Source organism: Legionella sp. PATHC039 (genome assembly GCF_026191275.1).
Classification (GTDB): domain Bacteria; phylum Pseudomonadota; class Gammaproteobacteria; order Legionellales; family Legionellaceae; genus Legionella; species Legionella pneumophila.
This window is the reverse complement of sequence record NZ_JAPHOP010000001.1, coordinates 2049139-2070964: the sequence shown is the minus strand read 5'-3', so window position 1 is coordinate 2070964 and position 21826 is coordinate 2049139. Positions and strand designations below refer to the sequence as shown.

Genomic DNA, 21826 nt, shown 5'->3' with positions numbered 1-21826 from the left:
CAATGGTTGTTGCACCCTATTTGGCTGTAGCTATCGGAGGCTCTTTAGGCGCAATGTCTCGTTATTTAGTTACAATAATGGCTCAAAATGCCTGGGGGATTAAATTTCCTTATGGTACTCTTTTAGTGAACACACTAGGTTCTTTTCTAGCTGGTTTTTTTCTTATTGTATTAGTAGGTCGTTTTAGTGCCGAGGAGTCTTTTCGTTTATTCCTTTTTACGGGATTTTTAGGAGCTTTTACTACCTTTTCGAGTTTCGCTGCAGAATCTTTATTTATGTTTGAGCAAGGATATTGGTTTAAATTAATTACCAATATACTGGTTAATAATGTTGGCTCATTGTCCATGGTCTTCATTGGAACATTAGTTGCTAAATATGTATTATTAGGACATCAGGGCTCCAATTAATAATTTTTAGAGTGTTGGCTTATGTTAGATAATCAATTACTTCGAGATAATCCTCAATATGTAGCAACCCAATTGCTGAAGCGAGGATTTCAATTTGATGCGGTCACTTTCAGTCAGTTGGAAGAAAAGCGTAAGGCTTTGCAAGTAAGTACGCAATCATTACAGAACGAACGAAATTTGCGTTCGAAAGCCATCGGTGAAGCAAAATCTCGAGGTGAAAACATAGAACCTATGCGCGAAGAAGTGAGTAAACTTGGCGCTAAACTGGAGCAACAAAAGACTGAGCTGGACGAGATTCTTAAGCAAATTGAGGTAATTAGCCTATCATTACCTAATATTCCTCATGAATCAGTACCTGTTGGTAAAGATGAATTGGATAATCAGGAAATCAGAAAATGGGGCGACGTACCTGCTTTTTCTTTCCCTGTAAAGTCACATGATGAATTGGGTGAAGCACTAGGGCAAATGGATTTTGCGCTTGCAGCTAAAATTACGGGCAGTCGTTTTGTCGTCATGAAAGGGCATCTGGCCCGATTACATCGGGCTTTAATTCAATTCATGTTGGATATACATATTCAGCAACATGCTTACCAGGAAATATATGTACCTTATATTGTTAATGCGGATAGCTTATTAGGGACTGGACAGTTACCAAAATTTGAGGCTGATTTATTTAAATTAACAGGAGATAATGGGTACTACTTGACGTCTACTTCAGAAATTCCAGTGACCAATACAGTAAGGGAAATGATATTGTCTGCTGAGCAATTGCCTATTCGTTATGTTTGCCATTCCCCGTGTTTTCGTAGTGAGGCGGGTTCTTACGGAAAAGACACAAAGGGAATGATTAGACAGCATCAATTTGAGAAAGTTGAACTGGTCTGGATTACCAAACCGGAAGATTCTTATAATGCTTTAGAGCAACTTACTCAGCATGCTGAAGTTATTTTACAGCGTTTGAACTTGCCTTACCGAGTGGTTGCTTTGTGTACCGGGGATATAGGCGCCGGTTCAGCCAAAACCTATGATCTTGAGGTTTGGTTGCCTAGCCAGAATACTTATCGAGAAATATCCTCTTGTTCCAATATGGAAGCATTTCAGGCACGCCGAATGAAAGCGCGTTTCCGCAATCCGGATACTAATGAGATTCAATTAGTCCATACTCTAAATGGATCAGGTTTAGCTGTTGGAAGAACTTTAGTTGCCATTATGGAGAATTATCAAGATGAGCATGGAAACATTCATATACCGGATGCTTTGAAACCTTATTTAGGTGGTATTGATATTATCTCTGTGAAATAGGTTTGCTCATAATCATGGATATTTCTTCTTAAAAGTTAGCCTTCAATAGGAAAGAGCAATAGATAGGCTACATTGAATCAAATCAATCGCCTCTTGAGTATTTTTAAGAAAAATATCCAGTAACTCTGAACTAATCCAAATGAAACATTTTGATTTTTCCTTAAGAATCTGGCCAAAAGCCATAGATATCAATTATTCTGAATCTTAAGTATCACATTTTAGTTTATGGTTCATGAAACATTCTGGAGTCAAGAATCCAATGAACGAGGTAATTATTCGTGAGATAACATCTGAAGATAAAGAGATGTTTCTTTGTGCTATGCAAAGTAGTCAAGCATTACATCATCCTTGGGTTAAGGCACCGATAATGCCTGAAGAGCTTGATGAGTATTTTTCTCGCTATCAAAAACCAAACCAAAAAAGCTATCTGCTTCTTTCTGACAATAACTTAGCGGGTGTCTTTAATATCAGTGAAATAGTACGTGGTTACTTTCAGAATGCGTATTTGGGCTTTTATGCTGTTGCAGCTTATGCGGGTAAAGGATATATGAGTACTGGTTTGAAATTAATATTAACCAAAGTTTTTAAGGACATAGGGTTGCATCGCTTAGAAGCGAATATACAACCTGAGAATATCCGTTCAATCTGGCTTGTGAAGAAAAATGGTTTTCGCTATGAAGGATTTTCTCCACGATATTTGAGAGTGAATGACGTGTGGCAGGGTCATGAGCATTGGGCTATGACTTACGAAGATTTTAACAAGGATAATAATGATGTGCTTGAAAAAGATCATATCGATATTGTTGCATACAATACGGAGTGGCCGCTTCTAGCCAAGGCAGAAATGGTGAAGTTACGCGCCGCATTTCCTGCAAATAGTGTTATTGATATTCAGCATGTAGGCAGTACAGCAATACCTGGCATGGCATCAAAACCCATTATTGATATTCAGATTGCAGTCAGGTCATTGGAGGAAATGAAGATTATTGCTGTGCCGATATTACAGAAATTAGCTTATGAATATTGGGAAGATAATCCGGATCCTGAACGAATGTTTTTTGTAAAAGGCATGCCACCCTATGGTAATGGACGAACGCACCATGTTCATATCGTCGAAACATCATCCAGGCATTGGAAAGGAAAAATATTTTTTAGAGACTATTTACTCTCTCATCCAGAAGCAGCCGAAAAATATCAGCAACTAAAAATCAAACTGGCTCAGGAACACAAATATGATAGGGAGCAATACACTGATGCAAAAAGTGAATTTATCAACCAAATTTTAAAATTAGCTCAAAATTAATAAATTATCATGGGCAGACAAGGATAAATAGGTGTAACGAACTTGGATTTTTTGGCTCAGGGTTAGATCTAAACGATGCATCAACGTATTTAGAAGTCCTAATCTTAATGTTGTGATCTACAAACATTGTGATCTATAATTGTACTAAATCACTCTAGATGAGAAACGCAATGGCAGATCAACCTCCAAAATCCAAATGGCATGAAATTAAACGTCTATCACAAGGTGATAATAAAGTAGATAACAATCAAGCACCAGTGTCAACGGCGGATAGAATTAAAAAGCTTTATCTGGACACACAGGTAGGCAGTCCAATTGATACTGTTGAAGAAGCGGATGCCCAGCGAAATAATTTAGGGCCTAAAGATACTAAAATAGAAAATTTATCCCCTGAGAATGATGAGCCAAACCCTGATATACCAACCCCCGGATGATGTCAGAAATTAAATACATTGTTTAAATAAAATGGTTTTTGCTGTTTAACTATACCATTATGGTTCGGCAAGCTTATGTGTTGGTTTTGTGTTGACACCCATAATAAATACTTGTAAATTTTCCTACAAGAAAATCCTTAGTGTTCAGTATTCTTTTAGTCATCCTGATTGAACACGCGATTAGGTTTTTGGTGATGGTTTCTTTATTTTTTATTAAAGAGGTCATAACCGTGTCAGATAAACCAGATTCCCCATATATATTAAGCCTGCAAGCAGACGGTAATTTATTTCCTAGCATTTTACAATCAAATTTAGCGATATTGGATTTGGGTTGCCATGATGGCGCATTGATGAAAAATATAGTGAATGCTTACGCAAATCATTTACCGGAAAAGTTAGTTATTACCGGAGTGGATCCTAGTTTGCAAGCAATTAAAGAATATGCAAAAGCAAATTTTCCAATTCCAGTCCAAACGAATACTTTTGCTGGAACTGCAGAAGATTATTTTGATGTATGCACTGACCATTTTGGTTGAATTTTTGCATCGCAGTGTTTGTATTGGTCCCCTGATTTGCCAAAAATAATTAAACAGATTCATGAAGCAGGAGACTCCTCTTTAATTGTTATCAGAGGATGTCATGGAATTTATGAAATTCAATCGCAGTTCAGGCATTATATTGGGAATCATTTAGAGAAATTTTATACTTATAAAGAAGTTGAGATGGCTGATTTTGTTTTTTTTGCAAATGGAAGACGAATCGTTGGGTGATAAAATATTTTGCGAAGTGCGGGATTGGATTATCTCTCGAACGCCAGGAAGCATTCATCATGAAGTTCATTTTTTTGGTTAGGGAATGCCATTTTTACAGGGGATTACAATATGAATTTCCCAGTCAAATCGAAAAAAAATTCTATGGGATAAAGGCAATGTTTTCAATGAAATTGATTTCATCATCAGTCAGACTGAACTGATGGATGGCAAGATCTTCTTTCATATGATCCAAATTTGTCGTGCCAGTTAAAGGCAACATTCCTATCTGCTGTGAAAATCTAAAAATGATTTGCTCAATCGATTTCTCATACTTTTTGCTGAGATTCTCAAGTTTCGGATGTCTTAACTCATATTGATTGGCTGTTAACAGAGAAAACCCCTGATAAATAATTCCATGAGCCTGGCAATAGTTACGAATTTGTTTATCCCATAATACCCTGGCAAAGCATCTATTTTGAACAAACTTGGGTTTTACCGAAGCAAATGAAATAAGTTCGATTAGCTGTTCATAACTCACATTGGATATGCCTAGGTGTTTTACTTTCCCATCTTTATGCAGGGATTCCATCTTGTTCCAGACTTCTTTATCTTCATCAGAAAAATTATATTGATAATAAGGGCCATGCAAAATATAGGAATTTAAATAATCAGTATTTAAATGTTCAAGGCTGCTTGCAAAAGATTGCTGGGCTTGAATAGTCAGGCTTGCTGTATCATCGTAAGGTTTGCGATGATCCTGGCCATGAGCATAGGTGAACTTGGATTGTAAAAAAATATCATCACGCAAGATACCTGATTTTTTATAGTATTGTTGCAAGGCATATCCAACACCTTCTTCATAATAGTGTTTTCTTTGGTTTGCAGTATCTATACCCTGAAATCCGGTAGTTAATGCAAGCTCGACCAGTTCGCTTGTACGCTTTTCTTTCCAGGCGGTTCCATATATAAAAGTTGGAAAGCCAAGGTCCATCGTTCAATCTCCTTCTCGATTTATTATCTGCAAACAGACTCTATTTTGACTCAAAAAAACAGAGCAAACCATAGCTAATTGTGTGTCTTACATAGGGTTTTTCCTAAGTCCTGTTGTTTTCATTTTCAATAGTTACAAATCCTTACCTAAAAGACAACAGGCGGGATTAATTCAAAAGGTTATTCGAAGAACGTACTAATTTTATGGAATTATACAAGGAAATCAGTCCTTAATCACAAAGACCTTGGTATTTTTTAATGAGCTACAGTCGCAAGCGACTGTAGCAGGCAGGTAAGAATTAGTTGAATTGATAAGCGGTTGTATTCTCATGCTCAGTCTCAGTCACTTCTGGTTTGAGGCAAGCAGAAACCCAGGTAGTACCAAGACGTGTCATAAAGGCAATTCCTTCGACCAGAGCGTTAATTGGTGTCATCACAGCCAAAGAGACAGCCAAACCGAAATGTACTTGTAAGTTATGGAAATTCTCTTTTGCATGTAAAGGCTTACAGATAGCCAAATTGACAATACATTCCATCGCAGACTCAACTCCATACAATGCTTCGACTAATGAATGAAATCCGCCTTTAGCCAAGGAGGTCATTGGGGATGCCATTTGTTCTAAACAATCCCAGGCATTGTTATAAGAAGAAAAGAACCTGGCTTTATTGAAGTAATTGGATGAAGGCAACTCATTAACCATTTTATATCCACTTACTCTGTTTGCCCACTTTGCCATAAGCCCGGTTTCTAATAAATCATGGCGAGCTTCTTGACCAACAAACCATGATGATATAACTCTGGTAAGAATTTCAACGGCATTAGTCAGAGCGTGAATTGGAGCCATAAGCAGTAAACAGGTAGAGAGAGTTAAATGGCAACCCACATCTTTGATCGCGTCCAATGCCAAACCTGGTTTTAAAATTAATAAATTACCTACAGTTCGCAAGGTGGCCCATACTGCCCTTGAGGCATAGTAACAAGCATATAACCCATTGATAATAGGGGTAATCCCTACTAATGCCAAACCAGCCCAAAATTCATTTGTATTGGCATAATGATTAATAAATCGCTTGGCTGAAACATATTCTCTATCTGGCAATGATCCATTATTAATGAGCGATTCAATTTCTGTTCTAAGGTCTGTCATTATGGTCTCTCTCTATGTTAATTAAACAAGCGGGGAGAGTATAACCAAAAAAAACATAAATGACTAATATTGGCCCATGTTGTTTTTGATGTTTGCATCTGTTCTCTTTTGCCTACTGAGAACAAATTAAAGCTCGTCTCTATCCTTATTTATTAACAAATGAGTTTCAGGTACTTCCTGACCAATTGTCATATGGGAATCATAATGTCGAAAAAACTGTTATCGCACACAACTGTATTTGTATACATTTTGCCAAAATTTATTAAAAGAGATAAAAGAAAAGTTAAATAAAGCCCGAATAAATTAATTCCTTCTCAAGAAAGCTAAAGGAATGCGAAGTGGGCTAGTTGTAGCACCTTTTAGTAGTAGCCTCGCGCGCAGCTACTGTTGCTCACCCGGATAGTTTGTAAAAGGTATATCATCAAAAAAATCTTATTACATACTCTCGATCTAACTTTATAGTTCACCCAAAATCTGGGTAATTAAGATTTTTGTGGAACAGAAATAAAGAAGCAGTGAAATAAATAATCATTTCACTGCCAAAGATTAGATTTAGCCTAAAAGGGAACTAAGACCAATATAAGTAGCTCCTAGAAGTACTGCGGTGATCTTACCCTGATTCTCTCTTATTATTTGGAAAAAAGAAGGCCCTGTGTTTTTGGATACCAAAACATTATTGGTTCCAGAAACTTGCTGTGGCCCAGACTGCTTGGCCAAAAAAGGACAACGATTATAAACCCGAGCCGACATACGATCGCGTACTTTTTCCTTATCAATCGCAGGTATATCTGCTTTAATTATCGATTGAGTTTGTATATTTAACTTAACCGCTAAATGTGGATTAACACAGGCAATTAAAGGAGCAATCCCCGCATTTATTCCCCGAGAATACTCCGGAGCTGCAGTCGTTAAAGGCAATTCTTGCAATATATTTCCAATTTTGAACAATCTTTCTAATACATTAGTTAATAGCTCAAGTTCCCTTGAATCAAGATTTTCCCAAACTTCTTGTCTGCTTAATCCCGGCTTCGATAATTTGCACAAAAGAATATTCATAGAGTCTAAACCTAAGCCTTGTTGCAGTTTTTGCACTAATTTTTTGCAATAAGCAAACTGAGCTCCTACAATTAATTTGTCATCTACTGTGGGTAATTTAGCTGTTTCATCCATTAATTCAGTGAAGAGTTTGTCAGCTTCTTCCTTACCTAAAACTTCTGCCAGAAGAATGAATAATGCACTATCCTTGAGATTTTTTTTAGCAAAAGCATCCGGTATTAGTTGCTCTAAAATCATCTGTTCAGCAATCAATTCTGCTGTTGAAACAATTGCTGCTACATGAGCAGCTGTATTGAAAGATGGTGTCACCAATGCGCCACTTATTTGAGAATCAATCATATTCTCGCTTTTGGATAAAACAGCATTGTCATCGAACCCTCTAAATATAGGCTGCCCTGATTTATCTTTAATTCCAAAAGCATAAGCAATAGCCTTTAGATTATTAATTGTTACAGGAAAGCTATTGGTAAAGCGAACCGGTAAGACACTTCGAATACTTTTAGGTTGACTCACTCTTAAATGTTGCACCATTTCATCTTGCATAGCTCCAACAAGAAAGTCATCAATTAAAGAAGGATCTTTTTCTAGAGTCGATTGTAATCGGTTGTATGCAATCTGTAAGGAATTGTCTAACAAAGGACGTGGATCGAATTGGTATCTTTGTAAATAATCAAAAATAACATACATTGCGTTAAAAGCCTGATTTTGAGTGAATAACCCTAATCCACTTGAATTCATTAAATTACCCGATTGCAGAATTTTTTGCTGGGTGGGACGTTTTTCATAAAACCCACCTTCAGCTATGGCAGAAACACGAATAATATCTTCTGTAACTTCTTGCGGTAGAACTTCACCTGTTTTTTTATGGATTATCCAGCCCATAGGAGCATATTTTTTATCCTCTTTATTGTTAGCAATTGCAAGTCCATTGGGTTCTTTAGTAAATTCTTGTTTGTCATCTAAATAAATATCTAAATTACTGATATCCGATTCTACTGCTTCAAGCCCCATCTCTTCGAAAACCAGTGCGGGAGGAGCACCCGAGGTGCGTAATTGCCGATCTAATATTTCTTTTTCTTTTAAATTAAGTTGAGCTGGGCAATTTATATAAATAAAGCCTTGTTTATTTAATTCATATTTCATTGCGCGACCAACATTCCAAACAGGGGCGTGTATAATGTCCCATATTCCCTGTTCTCCGTAAGTGTTTTTTTGATTCACATGAACTAAGGGTTGTGCTAGTTCATTTAACACTTTTGAGCGCCCTAAAGTTAGATGGCTAGCAAACTCAAGTACATCACCATTAATTCTACCGGAATTTGCGCTTTCTTCTTTGAAAAATAAGGTTTCCTCATCGCCACCTTGAGCTGGACGTTCAACTGGATTTTCGGAATAATTGAATTTAGATACTTGTTGTAATAAACCAGCACGTTGCCCTTGGCCCAGATGAAAACGAATTACTAGTGCGCCAATGTTCTTAAAACGCTCGGTGAATGCTTGTAAGGGAGTTAGTTCAGGGTTATCGGCACTGTATTTATTATTATGAAAAGAAGAAGGCAAATATTGTGCACCGGTATAGGATAAGGTAACGCCTTTGTAGCTTCCTTTGTCGTTTTGAATTTGTTCGTAAATGGTTTCCTGGTTTTGCATAATTGTTCCCGCATGAAATGCATTATTTATTGGCGAAAAGTATATTACCACTCCATAATTAAGGGAAAATTAAGCTTATTGATTAATCGGAGATCAATAAGTATGTTCAAGGTGAATATTATTTGGGCTTGGGATATGCTTTCGAGGTTTTGAAAGCACTTCTTAGTTGGGGGCAATCGAATATCAAGACAAATTTTATTATTGCGTATGCCCCAATCGACCACGATGCTGCACATCCTGTGATGGAGAAATGAGGTATGAAATACTACAAAAACGGAGTGGGGCGTGAAGTACAAGGTGAATTTTATCGAATTAAAAACAATAAATAGATTTTTCGGTAGCAAGTTTTCACTTATTTTTTTCAACCAGTTCCAGATGTTTGTGTATTAAATTGGTAATGACATCAATCGAAAAATCAGGGCAATACCGGGGATATGTCCTGTTTAAACCACCAGAATGCTTCTCTAAAAGTTGAAGGTCATATTCCAACATATCTTCTATATCGAAAGTATCTGTATTCCATTTGTCTTCATTATGAACACCGAAACCTCCATCAAAAGGCAACCCATTAGGTAATCGGATTAAGATATGCCAGCATTCATCAGAATTTTTCATCATAATAAATGCAATATTTACTTTTTCAGTAAATTTTTGATTCCAAATCTTGTAAAAAGCATTGGCAAATGGGCCACAAGGGCCTGAGTTAATTGCAGGTTCGCCAAAATTGTCCCCAGAAATGGTGACGTACCCATAGAGTTTATTTATTTCTTTAGATAAGCTATTTAGGGTATTAAGAACATTATTTTCGGCATTCATAAACAATTGTCTCATCTTGGGCATCTGGAGTTGCAGCACTATCAAATGCTTTAATCAAACGGACATTTTTAAAACCACAACTTTTAAGAATTACTGTTAACTCCTGCGGGTCGTAAATTCTTACCCTCAATTCTTCAACCTCCGTATGAATTATACTATTGTCGTGAACGAGTTCATATTTACCGATAGAATGACAAACCTGATCCTTCAGGGTCGCTAATTGGCTGAGCATAATCATCTGGCCATTGGGCTTATGCCAAACTGAGCCTCTCCAGATATCGAGTTGTGGCACTGCTTTGAGTGTTTCGCCCTCAAACAATAAAATACCCTCATCGCTTAGCTGATTATAAAATGTTTGAAGTGCTAGTCTTACTGCTGCAGGCTCTATAAGCAAGCAAAAGGAACCGCTTGGTATAAAAATCAAATTGTATTTTTCTGGCCTCATTAAATTTTCAACAAAACCTCTCCATACTGTTGGTTTGAGATTTTTAGCTTTGGCTTTAATATTGAGGGCTTCAAGCATATATTCGCTTGCATCAAAGCCGTGTATTTCGAATCCTTCTTCAAGTAATGGAAGTAAAAAACGACCGGTACCACACATTGGCTCTAAAATAGGGCCTTTCACATTCATTACATAACTGCGATAAAATGCATAATCCTCTTCAGGAGGATTGGGTTTGCTTAAGTCATAGACCTCAGTGCACAAGCTAAGATAAGTATCCAGGTTTTTTAATTTTGTCATCTTGTTTACCAATTAAAAAATTTTTGATTATTTGAATTTGCACTTCGGTACTTAGGAGACCGTCAATGACTATAGCGGCATTTTGTTTCAGTTCATCATCAAAAAACAAAGGTCTTGAGTGGTTTAAATAAAAACTGATTTCTTCAAGAAGATTTTCTTTAGTTTGTAATTTATCTTTAAAATCCCTCAAAATGCGACGGCACAATGAAATATCAAGTGGCACCCTAATATGAACACAGGTATCAATATATTCACCTGTTTGTACGTGAAGTTTCCCTAAGGGAGCATCAAAAATTATGTATTCCGCGGGGTTGAGCAAAGTGCTTAAGACTGGATGCATAATTTCTCTTTTTGCTTTAAGCTCTGCCAAAGCCTTTGCAAGGTCTTCCCTTTGAAATTCACTGTAATTACAACCCTTATGATACCACTCGATATAATCTTCAGGTTCTAAAGAAATGTCATCAAAGTCATCGCATGAAATAAGAGTTGCTTTTAAATCCAGGGACAATGCTTTTGCCAAAGTGGACTTTCCAGCGCCTGTTATACCGCTAATGCCAATAATATGCGGAGTCATAATAATATCTCCATTACAGTGACTGGATGTCCTTTAAATTTATCCATGCCGATTATGGTCCAACCAAGACGGGAGTAATAATTAGGAATGGTTGGGTCAAAGGCAAAAAGATGCAGTTTATTAAAACCTAAATCTCTGGCTTTATTTTTTGCGGCTTCAATTAGCCTATTTCCAATACCTTGTTTCTGATAGACAGGGTCAACCACAAGTGAGCCAAGCCATGGGGTTATTTCTGGCCTGATGCCATCATTTTCACGTAAAGAGCACATCCCAACGGGCTTCCCGGCATCAAGTGCGATAAACGTAATGGGTAGTTTGTCAGCGTTTAGTTGCTCACTGAACCGTTGAATAACTTGTTCAACCGGGATCTCAGGAACCCAGATTTTCCCAAGCACTTCATGCCAAATTGTCGCACATCTTGCTATGCTTTGTGGATGATTTTTGAGAAGGTCGATGGTGATCATAATTTGCTTCGCTTTATAGTTGCTACAACTAAATCAATTGCAAAGTAATATTCATTAGCTTTATCTAAAACTTCAAGATCGTGATACCATTTTTTAATTGTATTTGCATCATAATGAGATTCAGCAATCGATAAAAGCATATCAGCCATTAAATAACCATAATTACCTGGTTGAAATTCAGTCTCAACTATCCTGATCGTTTGACATGTTGCAAAATTTTTAAAGACGCTATGATTAATAAGACCTGGCATTTTTCGTCCCATTTGTCCATCACAATGTTCCTGCCAAGCCTGCTGTGTATCTGAAAAGTAATGCACTAACTTTCTGGTTATCTCTTTGTAACTACTATTAAAAATTGCTGAGTCAAAATCATGATGGGAAAGAAGAAATATGCCATTATTATCCAGTAAGGCATCAAATTGATCGATAAATTTGATCTTATCTTCCAGGCATTCAAGAACATTATGGCAGATAATTTTATCAAACTTTTGACCTTCTAAACTTTGGGGTCTAGAAACAATTTTTGTAATCACGACGCCTGAGCTAATCTCCTTCGAGAAATTTGAGTTTATTGTATCAATCATCTCAGAGCTTGAATCAACTGCATAAATCAATTGTGCCTTGTTTTTAGAATTTAGTAATAGTGCAACAAAATCTCCTCGACCACATCCATAATCTAGGACAGTGCAGCCCTTAATATCTCCAAGCATAGAGAGGAGCTTTTTTTTATGAGAGGCGAGTTTAACCATAGCTAACTTTTTGTGTTTTAAAACTAAAAACATTCATCGCATAAGGCTCGGGATTTTCTGCTGTCCTTAGTTCATCTTCTGTTTTAAAAACTTCTGTATATTCTCCTCTGGAAACAGCAGAAATAATTTTGCGCCAAAATTTTACGGCCTTTATATTTTTTGACATTACAGCTACTGACCATTTTCCCGGATGCTCATTAAATATTTGTTGGGCAACTAGATTAGCTATACCTTTTCCTTGAAATTTAGCAAGAACGAAAAACTCTCCCATGTTCCAGTCGACGGGATCAAGCACTGGTATTTTATCTAACAGGACAAATCCCGCAATTTCATTATTAACTATTATTAAAGAAGCTTCTTCATCGGGAGTTTCAAAATAATGCTTGAAATCAATGCATTCGAATAATCCATTTTCAGGGCATTCCCAACCCATATAGGCAGTTCTATCGTAAACGTAAAATCGCGCCATATTTTGAATAGTTGGATAATTTGTGAGGGAGGCCGGTACTATTTTAATATTATGCCCCAAGCGTTTAATCAATAAATGATGAAGTTTACCTGCTCCAGAGACGTCACCTGACATCAAAAAATCAGCAACATACTCAAAACCTGCTTTTATATAAACATGCTTGGCTCTAGGATTGTCACTTGCGGGATCAATTAAAAACGTATCGGCTTTCGGATCGACCTCTTTTATAAAAAAATCAATAAATTCTACTAAGGTTCTGGCTCCATAGCCTTTGCCAAAATAATTTTTATCACCAATCATGTAATCGATACCATATGAATGTCCAGTTTTGGAAAGGTTAATCAATTTAATTTCATCGATCTCATCGTCGCTTGTTTCCTGGATTGTCATCAACATTGCAAAAGGATACTCATCACAGCTTGCTATCCAATAAACATATTTACCGTCTGCATAGGATGAAGGCTCTGTGCGGCCATTGATAAAATTTACAATATCATCTTTATGAGCTTGCGTGTTGTCCCAGAACTCCTGAACAAAGGGTTCTTTAAGCCAGCTAAAGATAATATTGACATGACTCGAATTGGCTTTTTCAAAATTTATGTTCATTTTGTTAATCTCTGTATATGGTTTAAAATTTTCTCTGCTGCCTGTGTGGCAGATAATTGACTGACATCTAATTCGAATGAATGTGGATGGTTTATAGTAATGAGTGGTTCTGTTTGAAACACATCTAGTGGATCGATTGATTTCCATCTTGCTTTTCTGGAAGGTTCGGAGATACGCCTTAAGTGCACTTCTGCAGAGATGAGTAATTTAATTGGAATAAATAATGACCCACGTTTTAATGCCATTGACTCCACTTGCAAGTAACATTTAAGGTCTCCTTCATTTTCATAAAGGCAATTAGTTAATACATAATTGTGTTGCTGTTCTATAGCGATAAAGTCAAAGACTGCTGTACGTATCTGTTCTATAGCATTCCATCCAATGTCAGGAATTTTGCTAAAACCGTCGTAATTCAGCAATGTAAAAATGGGATTATTGATGAGTTGATTATCACAAACAATGAACCCGAATTTTTCAAGTTCTTTTGCTATTGTGTACTTACCAGTACCAGGTTTTCCAATGAGATAAATTATGCAGGAGTTGTTTGTAGTATTATTTTTTGTGATCATTGCATGCCTCTGGAATTTTCGTACCTTGGTGAAAGATTATCCGCCATTCATCACCATATAGTTTCCAAATTGAGGAGCGTAATGAAACAGCGTCATTTTCAATTGCTTTATACATTGCAAGAATTACATTTTGAGATAATTCTTTGACTTCAAAATCGAGCACGCTAACTGTTCTCGTTTTTTCAAAGGGAAGAGAATCTAGAATATTATGTTGTTTGTATACTTTTCCTGATTTCCCAAACTCAACAAACTCATCAGCTATTAATTGATTTAACTTACTTTTAGATTGTCTTATGGTTTGATTTAAGAGAGATAGTTCTAGTTTATAAATTAATTTTGGTAATTCTTCAGTATGTAACGAAATTTGCTCTCGAATCAACCATAATTCACCTGTAGTTGGCTGTTTATTAATCTTTTTAAAGCCTACCTTTTCATAGGCTCTAATCGCTGCGCTATTGGTATTATCTGGGTCAGCAAAGACATGTGTATATGAATGAGCATATTCTTTTAAAAACTGATCAATCGCTTTGGATCCAATACCTTTATTTAAAAAATTCTTTTCTCCAATAAATACATCAAAAGCAGCAAGACTAGAAGGCAATCCTATTAAGGGGGTTGAGCGAGCAAAATCATAAGCATTATATACTTGAATGTATCCAATAGGAATTTCATCTACATAAATAATATAAGCGCTGATAGATTTTGCCTCATTATTTTCAATCTTATACCCTTTAACATAGCTACCATATTTTTTTTGAATTTGTTCAGATGTCCACTTGACATCTTGATCCCACCAGGCCTTTACGTGCCGCTCTTCTAACCATTTCAAGAGGAGAGTAAAATCAGACTCAGAAAGAGTCTTAAAAGTAATTTTCATTGGTTATTCTAAATTTGTGATTTTTATGTACATTGTTATCTGTTTTTTGCACGTTTCTTAATAGGTTCAGGGAGTTTTGAAGCAGTCAGTCTAAGAAGTTGTGTAAGCCAGTCACTATCCTCCAGCAAATCACCAGATATGAGTAAGTAAGGTTTTGCGCCTGCATATGGGATTCCTTCAACATAGTTATTAATAAATTCTTTGCTAGCATTAGTGGGGTTGATGAATAATTGGTCATCACAAACTAAAGCTACTACTTTTTCATGATAGTATATTGCATATTCTCCAAACATTTTTTTCGCACGGACTATGCCAGTACCTGTGATTTGGTCAAGAATAAAATCAATAGTACTTTGTTTAGAGGACATAAATTATTTCTTCGTTAGTCTGGTTTTATAAATTTCCATCGGTGCCAAATTATTGGGGTTGCCGCTAAAATCTTTATAAGCAATACAATCATGACCAATACATTCGTCTATATCAGAAACATTCATATACTGAATACTTCCTACAAAATTGCCACTTTGAATAAGTGGTCTCCATCGTGTCATCAGAAAACATAATCACACTTTATTATGGCCTATTAAATAGGCACTTTATAAATTAAAATGCGCCTCAATCAGGGGGTTGTAACTACATATTTTATTGGTCGGAGTGACAAGAATCGAACTTGCGACCCCTGCCTCCCGAAGGCAGTGCTCTACCAGTCTGAGCTACACTCCGCTTTTGTTTGAAGGTTCATTCAATTAAGACTTTGATAAAGTATACGAGTTATTGTACTTGAAGTGAATTTATCCGTCGATAGGTACTTAAATTAACCCCAAAACAATCCCTAGCATATCAACATGAAACGATATAAATACAAATTATTCTGAATAAAAAAGTATCTATTTTATGCTATACGTTGATTTTACGGCTTTTTTACCTTTTCTTAAGGTAGGTTTAATGTTCTATTGTCAATTTTGGGCTAATATATCAATAATATCCTTACTACCCGGGTAAATATAAATGGCAGACGGCGATATCGAAATCAAAGCAGGTTTCGTAGATACTGATCTAGACGATCGCAAACTGACAATGATAGATGATTTGAATAATCCATTAGCGATAGTGGAGCGAGTCTATCTGATATGGTGGCATTGGGCAGATTTTCATCTTCATGTTATTTCTCCGCATATTGATACTATTACTCCTGCGATAGTCATCGAACCCGAACTGATACCTGGTTCTAATGATCATGAATTTGTTTATTCCATTCATGATAGTGGCTCTAAATTATCTACATCCAAAAGCCAGGATATGTTTAGTGCGGGTATGTCTATGTGCAAACTTTTTTATACTATTGAAAAAATGGTTCATATTCTGGTAGATCGCTTAAAATCTGGCGGTGTCAGTATAGAGGAAGAGGTTCAGATAGCTTTTGCTGGCCATGAAATAGCCCAGAGAAAGGCTTTTGAGTCAATTATTAATTTACCTTATAATGTTGTTGTGACTAATTTTGATCCCGGAATATGGGGTGAAAAATATTTACAAAATGTGAAGCGTCTGGCGGATAAAGGGTATGGTTATCCTCCTGAGTCCCCAAGAGAAAATTATAAGCATCCGGTATCTTCCGCAACTACTGCACGAAAATAAATAATTAGCGAGAATGGCTCAATAGTGTTTTAAACTTTTTTAAAATGCGTTTGGGTCCATTGATGCAAAAGCATATAATTCCCCTTTAAGCAAAAAGGTGCTATTAAGGTGGCAGGAATAAAATAAAAAAATCGGGCGATAATTTGTTGTCTTGATAGTGTTTTATTAGAATCAGTTGTGAGTTTAAATCTCCAGGCTTTCATACCTACAGTTTGTCCACCACAGCGAATAGAACCATAATAATAAACAAGAGTGATAATGAATAATGAAAATTGATACCAACGGGTGGCAGGAGGTATGGCTTGTCCATGAGTGAATAATAGTAGGACAGAGGTGTATGCAAAAAATAAAATGGATAAGATGATTAAATCATAAATCAATGCACCAGTGTATTTGATGAAAAACATGACTAATAAATATCCTTTATTGATTTCAACTATTAATTTTTGGAATATTGATCATATAGGAAAACACATTCTAAATTTTTTGTTGCCCAAAGAGAAGCCTGAGTCAGGCATAGAAAAATAAAAAGAATATTGTTTAAATTGTTGCGCAATCAGTTACTCATGATTTTTGTACCCTGGCTTACCAAGGCTAAACTGTCAATATATAATTGACTTAAATCAATTCCATTGATGTTAAGTTGAGTTACTTCTTCCCAATGCCCTTCTTCATAAGCAATTACCAAAGATAATAGATTTCCTAATGGTCCTGATTTATTTGTCAGAGCATTTTTTATCTCCTCAGCCAGGGTGATTTGTTCTACCAATGCTGGCATGGGTTTGTTTAATAAGCAGTCTAATATGGATAATAATCCTGCAGTATAGGCACTTTGGCTGAAAATATTTGAACTTTTTTTAGCGAGCTCTTCCGCCATATGAGCTCTGATTAGACCGGACTCCAATATTTCTACAGGTTTATCAGAGATATTTTTCATGGAAAACAGCATAACCCATTTTTTCAGGTTAATGGTGCCAAGCCTGGCAACGGCTTGATCGATGGATTCTATGCTTGGTCCACTAGAAAATCCAACTGAATTGACCAGTTTTAGAAGTTGATAGCTTAATAATGGATCTTCTTGGATGATATGAGTGATCGTGTTTAAATCGCAATCTTCTTTTTGTAATTCCTGGATGAGTTGAAGTACATTTAATTTGTTTGCTGCTATTTCTGTGTGCTCCTCTGCAATGTAGTTAAGCAGGAAATCGCCACAGTAATAATCCATGGTCATAGCCTTACATTTTTCAAAATTAACGTGTTGATTTAGATCATAAGCGATGATTTTACGATTTTTTGCCTTACTGTATTGTACTACCTTGGTTACATCCGATTTACTCATTAACTGCTCAGTCAATCCTATGTATTCGGCAAAATTTAGCCAAGCCAATTGTTGAGGGGTATTGATCAGTAAAGCAATAGAAAATACAGAGTCTTGTAGCTCAGTTAGTGAATAAACCGATTCGATTTCATCTGCGGATAATTTTAAAATAATGGGGTTGTTGATTGGCGTCGCAAATTGCTCAAGCAATTTTTTTAGGGAAAAAGGAACAAATAAAGGTAATTGGGTGTCTGTGTGGTAAATGAGCTCATAAAATTGCCTTGTTAATTCTTCATTAAGTATTACATTGCGACAGGATAATATTTCAAAGGCGACACATTTTAATTGTTGATTATATATTGGTCTTTTGGCGATCATAAAGATCTCCTTTTGCTCACATTATGTAATCATAGTACCGGTTTTTGTAATTGGCCAATGGACTATTCATTTTCCTTATAAACTGAACTTTGCGTGATAAAAACAGAGTGCTATACTTCCCATGCATGAATTGAAATTTAGTAATTCTAAATAGTTTTTAAGACCCAATTTTTTATTTTTCAAAGCCATTTGTTGCGCAGTATAGTTAATGAATTATGTTTCTCAATAAGTCTAAAGGGTGAATGTGAAATAATTGAATGGGATTCAATATTTAGAAGAAAATATGTTGATGACATTTTCTTATGAGGAAGAAATTAATAGTGAACAAGAAAAGACCGATCAATCTTGATTTAAGCAGTTTGAAATTTCCGCCTATGGCTATCGCATCGATATTACATAGGGTTTCAGGAGTTCTCATATTTTTATTATTTCCCTTCGTATTGTTTATTCTTGGTTGTTCCTTGCAATCAGAGGAATCTTTTGCACAGACTAAAATAATTTTAGCTAATCCCTACTATAAACTTCTGTTATGGGCTTTTGGCGCCTCTATGATTTATCATGTGATTGCAGGTATAAGACATCTGATAATGGATATGGGATTTGGTGAGAGTCTTCGTGCTGGTCGTATGTCGGCCGTTTCAATTATAGCTCTTGCAGTTATTTTGGCAATTTTTCTAGGAATCTGGATATGGTAAACAATGTCACCAGCTTAACAGGAAATGGGTTAAAGGATTGGTTAATTCAAAGAGTTACTGCTGTCTATTTTGCAGCCTATTTAATTTTTTTATTTGGATTTATATTGGCAAATCCTGGTTTAAATTTTTCTCAATGGCATCTTTTGTTTGCCAATAAGGTATTTCAAATTGCAACAACAATTGGGTTGATGGCTTTAACATTGCATGCCTGGATAGGTATTTGGACAGTAACTACAGATTATATGAAATGTACTGTTATACGTTTATCAGTACAGTTATTGGTTGTTTTATGGCTCCTTGGTCAATTTATCTGGGGCCTTATGATCATTTGGGGACAATAGCATGACAGTGGCACGTAACAGATTTGATGCGGTAATTATAGGAGCTGGCGGTGCAGGAATGCGAGCTGCACTCCAGATGACAAATTCTGGTTTAAAAGTAGCGTTGTTATCAAAAGTATTTCCAACTCGCTCACATACTGTGTCGGCTCAAGGTGGTATTACAGCTGCTTTGGGAAATGCTGATGAAGACGACTGGCGCTGGCACATGTATGATACCGTGAAAGGTGCTGATTACATTGGTGATCAGGATTGTATAGAGTATCTATGTAAAACCGGGCCTGAAGCAGTTTATGAACTGGAGCATATGGGGCTACCTTTTTCACGAATGGATAATGGAAAAATCTACCAACGTCAGTTTGGTGGCCAGTCAAAACATTTCGGTGGAGAACAAGCGGCCCGTACCTGTGCTGCGGCAGATAGAACAGGGCATGCTTTGCTGCACACTCTTTATCAACAGAATTTAAAAGCTAAAACTCATGTATTTAGTGAATGGTATGCTCTCGATCTGGTAAAAAACTCGCAAGGAAGAATTGCAGGTGTTACTGCCATGTGTATGGAGACTGGCGAGATTGTATTTTTTCAGACTCGAGTTTGTATTTTGGCGACTGGAGGAGCCGGTAGAATTTTTCAATCTACAACTAATGCTTTTATTAATACAGGCGATGGCTTTGGAATGGCACTCAGAGCTGGTATACCTCTTCAAGATATGGAAATGTGGCAATTTCATCCAACTGGCATAGCGGGAGCTGGTGTTCTGGTTACGGAAGGTTGCCGAGGTGAAGGTGGTTATTTAATAAACAAAGATGGTGAGCGTTTTATGGAGCGTTATGCTCCCAGAGTAAAGGACTTGGCTTCCCGGGATGTGGTCGCTCGCGCTATGGCTTTGGAAATTCGAGCTGGGAAAGGATTTGATCCAAAAGGTGTCGACCATGTTAAGTTAAAGCTTGACCATCTGGGCGCTGATTTGATTATGTCTCGCTTGCCTGGCATTCGTGAGTTATCAATGAAGTTTGCCGGTGTGGATCCAATCGTTGAGCCGATTCCAGTTGTTCCAACTTGCCACTACAGTATGGGAGGAATCCCCACCAACATGCATGGCCAGGTTATAACTAAAACTGATGGCAAAGAGCATGTGGTGGAGGGGTTGTATGCTGTAGGGGAATGTGCCTGCGTTTCAGTGCATGGTGCTAATCGATTAGGTGGTAATTCCTTATTGGATTTGGTTGTGTTTGGCCGTGCAGCCGGGATACATGTTGAAGAATTATGGCAATCAAATCAATTGCCTGATATGTCCTATGTAAGTGAAGACGATGTAGTGGCTTCCCTGGTTCGTTATGAGCGTTGGGAAAACTCAAAGGATGGTGAAAGCCATGCGGTAATACGAGATGAAATGCAAAGAGTAATGCAGGAAGATTTTGGAGTATTCCGTACCGGTGAGGTAATGGCTTCAGGATTGAAACGTTTACAAGCCCTGCGCGATCGATTAGCACATGCTAAACTTGATGATAAAAGTCAAATTTTTAATACAGAACGCGTTGAAGCTATGGAATTGGATAATTTAATGGCAACTGCTTATGCAACGGCTTTATCTGCAATCGCGCGAACTGAAAGCAGAGGAGCGCACAGCAGGGAAGATTATCCAAAACGAGATGATGCAAACTGGATTAAGCACACATTGTATTTTGAGGAAGGTGAGGTGATAGATTATCGTCCGGTTAATACCTCACCTAAGTATGTCGAGCCTTTTGAGCCGAAAGAACGCGTTTACTAATGAGGATATTTTATGGCTGATAGTAGAAATGTAATCCTGTCGATTTATCGCTATAATCCTGAGGTGGATGCCAAGCCTTACATGAAAGATTATGAGATAGAAATCCCGGCTAAAAGTGATCCCATGTTACTTACCTTGCTGGAGCGATTGAAAGCTGAGCAAGACCCTTCTATTACTTACAGACGATCATGCCGAGAAGGAGTATGTGGCTCTGACGGTATGAATATCAATGGGACTAATGGATTAGCTTGCATTACACATCTTTCACAATTAAAAACAGATAAAATTGTCATTCGTCCTTTGCCAGGTTTTCCAGTAATTCGTGACTTGGCAGTTGATATGACACAATTTTATCAGCAGTATGAACGCATTGAGCCTTATTTACAGAATGATGAAGTAGCGCCTGCTCGAGAGAGGTTACAATCTCCTGAAGAGCGGGCACAATTGGATGGCTTGTATGAGTGCATTTTATGCGCTTGCTGTACCAGTTCATGTCCTTCTTATTGGTGGAATCCTGATAAATTTGTAGGCCCTGCGGGACTTTTACAAGCTAGGCGTTTTTTAGCAGATAGTCGTGACAAGGCAACGCAACATCGTTTGGATTTATTACAAGATCCTTTCAGTGTATTTCGTTGTCGTACTATTATGAATTGCACGAATGTATGCCCGAAGGGACTCAATCCAACGCAAGCGATTGCAAAAATTCGCACGCAAATGTTGACGCAGGAAACGTAATAAATCAGTCCTTGTTACTCAGAAAGTTTCTGAGTGAACCCTTTG

24 protein-coding genes and 1 tRNA gene are annotated in these 21826 nt (G+C 37.0%); 10 read left to right on the top strand and 15 right to left on the bottom strand.

Features of this window, described 5'->3' with window-relative positions; translation table 11 throughout:
- Positions 1-2: 2 nt before the first annotated feature.
- From crcB to OQI99_RS09310, 5 genes are all read left to right on the top strand, one after another.
- Positions 3-407: a fluoride efflux transporter CrcB gene (crcB, locus tag OQI99_RS09330; RefSeq protein ID WP_011213139.1), complete on the top strand. Its 405-nt coding sequence runs from the start codon at positions 3-5 to the stop codon at positions 405-407.
- A gap of 21 nt (positions 408-428) precedes the next feature.
- The gene (gene serS / locus OQI99_RS09325; RefSeq protein WP_061513219.1) at positions 429-1709 is read left to right on the top strand and encodes a serine--tRNA ligase; all 1281 of its coding nucleotides are present in this window, start codon (positions 429-431) and stop codon (positions 1707-1709) included.
- A gap of 259 nt (positions 1710-1968) precedes the next feature.
- Positions 1969-3012, top strand: coding sequence for a GNAT family N-acetyltransferase (locus tag OQI99_RS09320; RefSeq protein ID WP_061513220.1), 1044 nt, complete (start codon positions 1969-1971; stop codon positions 3010-3012).
- Between the two features lie 170 nt (positions 3013-3182).
- Entirely contained in the window at positions 3183-3446 is a 264-nt protein-coding gene (locus tag OQI99_RS09315; protein WP_061513221.1) for a hypothetical protein, read from the top strand.
- Positions 3447-3640: 194 nt separating this feature from the next.
- Positions 3641-3982: a class I SAM-dependent methyltransferase gene (locus tag OQI99_RS09310; RefSeq protein WP_265731771.1), complete on the top strand. Its 342-nt coding sequence runs from the start codon at positions 3641-3643 to the stop codon at positions 3980-3982.
- A gap of 376 nt (positions 3983-4358) precedes the next feature.
- Here OQI99_RS09310 and OQI99_RS09305 read toward each other — a convergent pair whose 3' ends face one another.
- From OQI99_RS09305 to OQI99_RS09245, 13 genes are all read right to left on the bottom strand, one after another.
- Positions 4359-5189 carry an aldo/keto reductase family protein gene (locus OQI99_RS09305; protein WP_061513222.1) on the bottom strand — a complete coding sequence of 277 codons (831 nt, stop codon included), beginning with the start codon at positions 5187-5189 and terminating at the stop codon, positions 4359-4361.
- Between the two features lie 298 nt (positions 5190-5487).
- Positions 5488-6336, bottom strand: a complete 849-nt coding sequence (locus OQI99_RS09300; protein WP_061513223.1) for a lpg0518 family Dot/Icm T4SS effector — start codon at positions 6334-6336, stop codon at positions 5488-5490.
- A 552-nt stretch (positions 6337-6888) separates the two neighbouring features.
- Positions 6889-9093, bottom strand: coding sequence for a Dot/Icm T4SS effector Ceg17 (gene ceg17, locus OQI99_RS09295; RefSeq protein WP_265731770.1), 2205 nt, complete (start codon positions 9091-9093; stop codon positions 6889-6891).
- Between the two features lie 297 nt (positions 9094-9390).
- A complete protein-coding gene (locus OQI99_RS09290) occupies positions 9391-9873 on the bottom strand; it encodes a hypothetical protein (RefSeq protein ID WP_241495169.1) in 483 nt (160 codons plus the stop codon).
- The gene (locus tag OQI99_RS09285; protein WP_061513226.1) at positions 9842-10600 is read right to left on the bottom strand and encodes a class I SAM-dependent methyltransferase; all 759 of its coding nucleotides are present in this window, start codon (positions 10598-10600) and stop codon (positions 9842-9844) included. The genes OQI99_RS09290 and OQI99_RS09285 overlap by 32 nt, the downstream gene beginning before the upstream one ends.
- Entirely contained in the window at positions 10566-11174 is a 609-nt protein-coding gene (locus OQI99_RS09280; protein WP_061513227.1) for an AAA family ATPase, read from the bottom strand. Before OQI99_RS09280 ends, OQI99_RS09285 begins: the two co-directional genes overlap by 35 nt.
- On the bottom strand, positions 11171-11638 hold the full coding sequence (locus OQI99_RS09275; protein ID WP_265731769.1) for a GNAT family N-acetyltransferase: 468 nt from the start codon (positions 11636-11638) through the stop codon (positions 11171-11173). Before OQI99_RS09275 ends, OQI99_RS09280 begins: the two co-directional genes overlap by 4 nt.
- Entirely contained in the window at positions 11635-12387 is a 753-nt protein-coding gene (locus OQI99_RS09270) for a methyltransferase domain-containing protein (protein ID WP_265731768.1), read from the bottom strand. Before OQI99_RS09270 ends, OQI99_RS09275 begins: the two co-directional genes overlap by 4 nt.
- Complete coding sequence (locus OQI99_RS09265) at positions 12380-13462, bottom strand: GNAT family N-acetyltransferase (RefSeq protein ID WP_154694778.1); 1083 nt, start codon at positions 13460-13462, stop codon at positions 12380-12382. The genes OQI99_RS09270 and OQI99_RS09265 overlap by 8 nt, the downstream gene beginning before the upstream one ends.
- Positions 13459-14031 carry a hypothetical protein gene (locus OQI99_RS09260; protein ID WP_195911911.1) on the bottom strand — a complete coding sequence of 191 codons (573 nt, stop codon included), beginning with the start codon at positions 14029-14031 and terminating at the stop codon, positions 13459-13461. The genes OQI99_RS09265 and OQI99_RS09260 overlap by 4 nt, the downstream gene beginning before the upstream one ends.
- The gene (locus OQI99_RS09255) at positions 14015-14908 is read right to left on the bottom strand and encodes a GNAT family N-acetyltransferase (RefSeq protein ID WP_080447292.1); all 894 of its coding nucleotides are present in this window, start codon (positions 14906-14908) and stop codon (positions 14015-14017) included. Before OQI99_RS09255 ends, OQI99_RS09260 begins: the two co-directional genes overlap by 17 nt.
- 35 nt (positions 14909-14943) lie before the next feature.
- On the bottom strand, positions 14944-15276 hold the full coding sequence (locus OQI99_RS09250; RefSeq protein WP_061513230.1) for a TfoX/Sxy family protein: 333 nt from the start codon (positions 15274-15276) through the stop codon (positions 14944-14946).
- Positions 15277-15554: 278 nt separating this feature from the next.
- Positions 15555-15631: transfer RNA gene (locus tag OQI99_RS09245), tRNA-Pro, on the bottom strand.
- A 285-nt stretch (positions 15632-15916) separates the two neighbouring features.
- Here OQI99_RS09245 and lvgA point away from each other — a divergent pair.
- Positions 15917-16543, top strand: coding sequence for a Dot/Icm type IV secretion system effector LvgA (gene lvgA, locus OQI99_RS09240; RefSeq protein WP_061513231.1), 627 nt, complete (start codon positions 15917-15919; stop codon positions 16541-16543).
- A gap of 29 nt (positions 16544-16572) precedes the next feature.
- Here lvgA and OQI99_RS09235 read toward each other — a convergent pair whose 3' ends face one another.
- Both OQI99_RS09235 and OQI99_RS09230 read right to left on the bottom strand, forming a co-directional pair.
- Positions 16573-16950, bottom strand: coding sequence for an RDD family protein (locus OQI99_RS09235; RefSeq protein WP_061513232.1), 378 nt, complete (start codon positions 16948-16950; stop codon positions 16573-16575).
- Positions 16951-17099: 149 nt separating this feature from the next.
- Complete coding sequence (locus OQI99_RS09230; protein ID WP_061513233.1) at positions 17100-18239, bottom strand: EAL and HDOD domain-containing protein; 1140 nt, start codon at positions 18237-18239, stop codon at positions 17100-17102.
- Positions 18240-18559: 320 nt separating this feature from the next.
- On the opposite strand from OQI99_RS09230, the gene sdhC reads away from it, so the two are divergent.
- Genes sdhC through OQI99_RS09210 form a run of 4 tightly spaced genes read left to right on the top strand, consistent with a single transcriptional unit; the run spans position 18560 to position 21781 of the window.
- Positions 18560-18934: a succinate dehydrogenase, cytochrome b556 subunit gene (sdhC, locus tag OQI99_RS09225; RefSeq protein WP_011213158.1), complete on the top strand. Its 375-nt coding sequence runs from the start codon at positions 18560-18562 to the stop codon at positions 18932-18934.
- Positions 18928-19275, top strand: a complete 348-nt coding sequence (gene sdhD / locus OQI99_RS09220; protein ID WP_061513234.1) for a succinate dehydrogenase, hydrophobic membrane anchor protein — start codon at positions 18928-18930, stop codon at positions 19273-19275. Before sdhC ends, sdhD begins: the two co-directional genes overlap by 7 nt.
- 1 nt (position 19276) lies before the next feature.
- The gene (sdhA, locus tag OQI99_RS09215; RefSeq protein WP_011213160.1) at positions 19277-21046 is read left to right on the top strand and encodes a succinate dehydrogenase flavoprotein subunit; all 1770 of its coding nucleotides are present in this window, start codon (positions 19277-19279) and stop codon (positions 21044-21046) included.
- A 12-nt stretch (positions 21047-21058) separates the two neighbouring features.
- A complete protein-coding gene (locus tag OQI99_RS09210; protein WP_011213161.1) occupies positions 21059-21781 on the top strand; it encodes a succinate dehydrogenase iron-sulfur subunit in 723 nt (240 codons plus the stop codon).
- Positions 21782-21826: the final 45 nt, after the last annotated feature.

Excerpts from the sequence above, each read along its gene's own strand:
- OQI99_RS09250 (WP_061513230.1), bottom strand. The coding sequence starts at position 15,276 with ATGTCCTCTAAACAAAGTACTATTGATTTTATTCTTGACCAAATCACA.
- OQI99_RS09320 (WP_061513220.1), top strand. The coding sequence starts at position 1,969 with ATGAACGAGGTAATTATTCGTGAGATAACATCTGAAGATAAAGAGATG.
- OQI99_RS09305 (WP_061513222.1), bottom strand. The coding sequence starts at position 5,189 with ATGGACCTTGGCTTTCCAACTTTTATATATGGAACCGCCTGGAAAGAA.
- serS (WP_061513219.1), top strand. The coding sequence starts at position 429 with ATGTTAGATAATCAATTACTTCGAGATAATCCTCAATATGTAGCAACC.
- OQI99_RS09235 (WP_061513232.1), bottom strand. The coding sequence starts at position 16,950 with ATGTTTTTCATCAAATACACTGGTGCATTGATTTATGATTTAATCATC.
- OQI99_RS09310 (WP_265731771.1), top strand. The coding sequence starts at position 3,641 with ATGGTTTCTTTATTTTTTATTAAAGAGGTCATAACCGTGTCAGATAAA.
- OQI99_RS09315 (WP_061513221.1), top strand. The coding sequence starts at position 3,183 with ATGGCAGATCAACCTCCAAAATCCAAATGGCATGAAATTAAACGTCTA.
- OQI99_RS09270 (WP_265731768.1), bottom strand. The coding sequence starts at position 12,387 with ATGGTTAAACTCGCCTCTCATAAAAAAAAGCTCCTCTCTATGCTTGGA.
- OQI99_RS09300 (WP_061513223.1), bottom strand. The coding sequence starts at position 6,336 with ATGACAGACCTTAGAACAGAAATTGAATCGCTCATTAATAATGGATCA.
- sdhA (WP_011213160.1), top strand. The coding sequence starts at position 19,277 with ATGACAGTGGCACGTAACAGATTTGATGCGGTAATTATAGGAGCTGGC.
- lvgA (WP_061513231.1), top strand. The coding sequence starts at position 15,917 with ATGGCAGACGGCGATATCGAAATCAAAGCAGGTTTCGTAGATACTGAT.
- sdhD (WP_061513234.1), top strand. The coding sequence starts at position 18,928 with ATGGTAAACAATGTCACCAGCTTAACAGGAAATGGGTTAAAGGATTGG.
- OQI99_RS09275 (WP_265731769.1), bottom strand. The coding sequence starts at position 11,638 with ATGATCACCATCGACCTTCTCAAAAATCATCCACAAAGCATAGCAAGA.
- OQI99_RS09210 (WP_011213161.1), top strand. The coding sequence starts at position 21,059 with ATGGCTGATAGTAGAAATGTAATCCTGTCGATTTATCGCTATAATCCT.
- crcB (WP_011213139.1), top strand. The coding sequence starts at position 3 with ATGGTTGTTGCACCCTATTTGGCTGTAGCTATCGGAGGCTCTTTAGGC.
- OQI99_RS09290 (WP_241495169.1), bottom strand. The coding sequence starts at position 9,873 with ATGAGACAATTGTTTATGAATGCCGAAAATAATGTTCTTAATACCCTA.
- OQI99_RS09285 (WP_061513226.1), bottom strand. The coding sequence starts at position 10,600 with ATGACAAAATTAAAAAACCTGGATACTTATCTTAGCTTGTGCACTGAG.
- OQI99_RS09265 (WP_154694778.1), bottom strand. The coding sequence starts at position 13,462 with ATGAACATAAATTTTGAAAAAGCCAATTCGAGTCATGTCAATATTATC.
- OQI99_RS09260 (WP_195911911.1), bottom strand. The coding sequence starts at position 14,031 with ATGATCACAAAAAATAATACTACAAACAACTCCTGCATAATTTATCTC.
- OQI99_RS09255 (WP_080447292.1), bottom strand. The coding sequence starts at position 14,908 with ATGAAAATTACTTTTAAGACTCTTTCTGAGTCTGATTTTACTCTCCTC.
- OQI99_RS09230 (WP_061513233.1), bottom strand. The coding sequence starts at position 18,239 with ATGATCGCCAAAAGACCAATATATAATCAACAATTAAAATGTGTCGCC.
- OQI99_RS09280 (WP_061513227.1), bottom strand. The coding sequence starts at position 11,174 with ATGACTCCGCATATTATTGGCATTAGCGGTATAACAGGCGCTGGAAAG.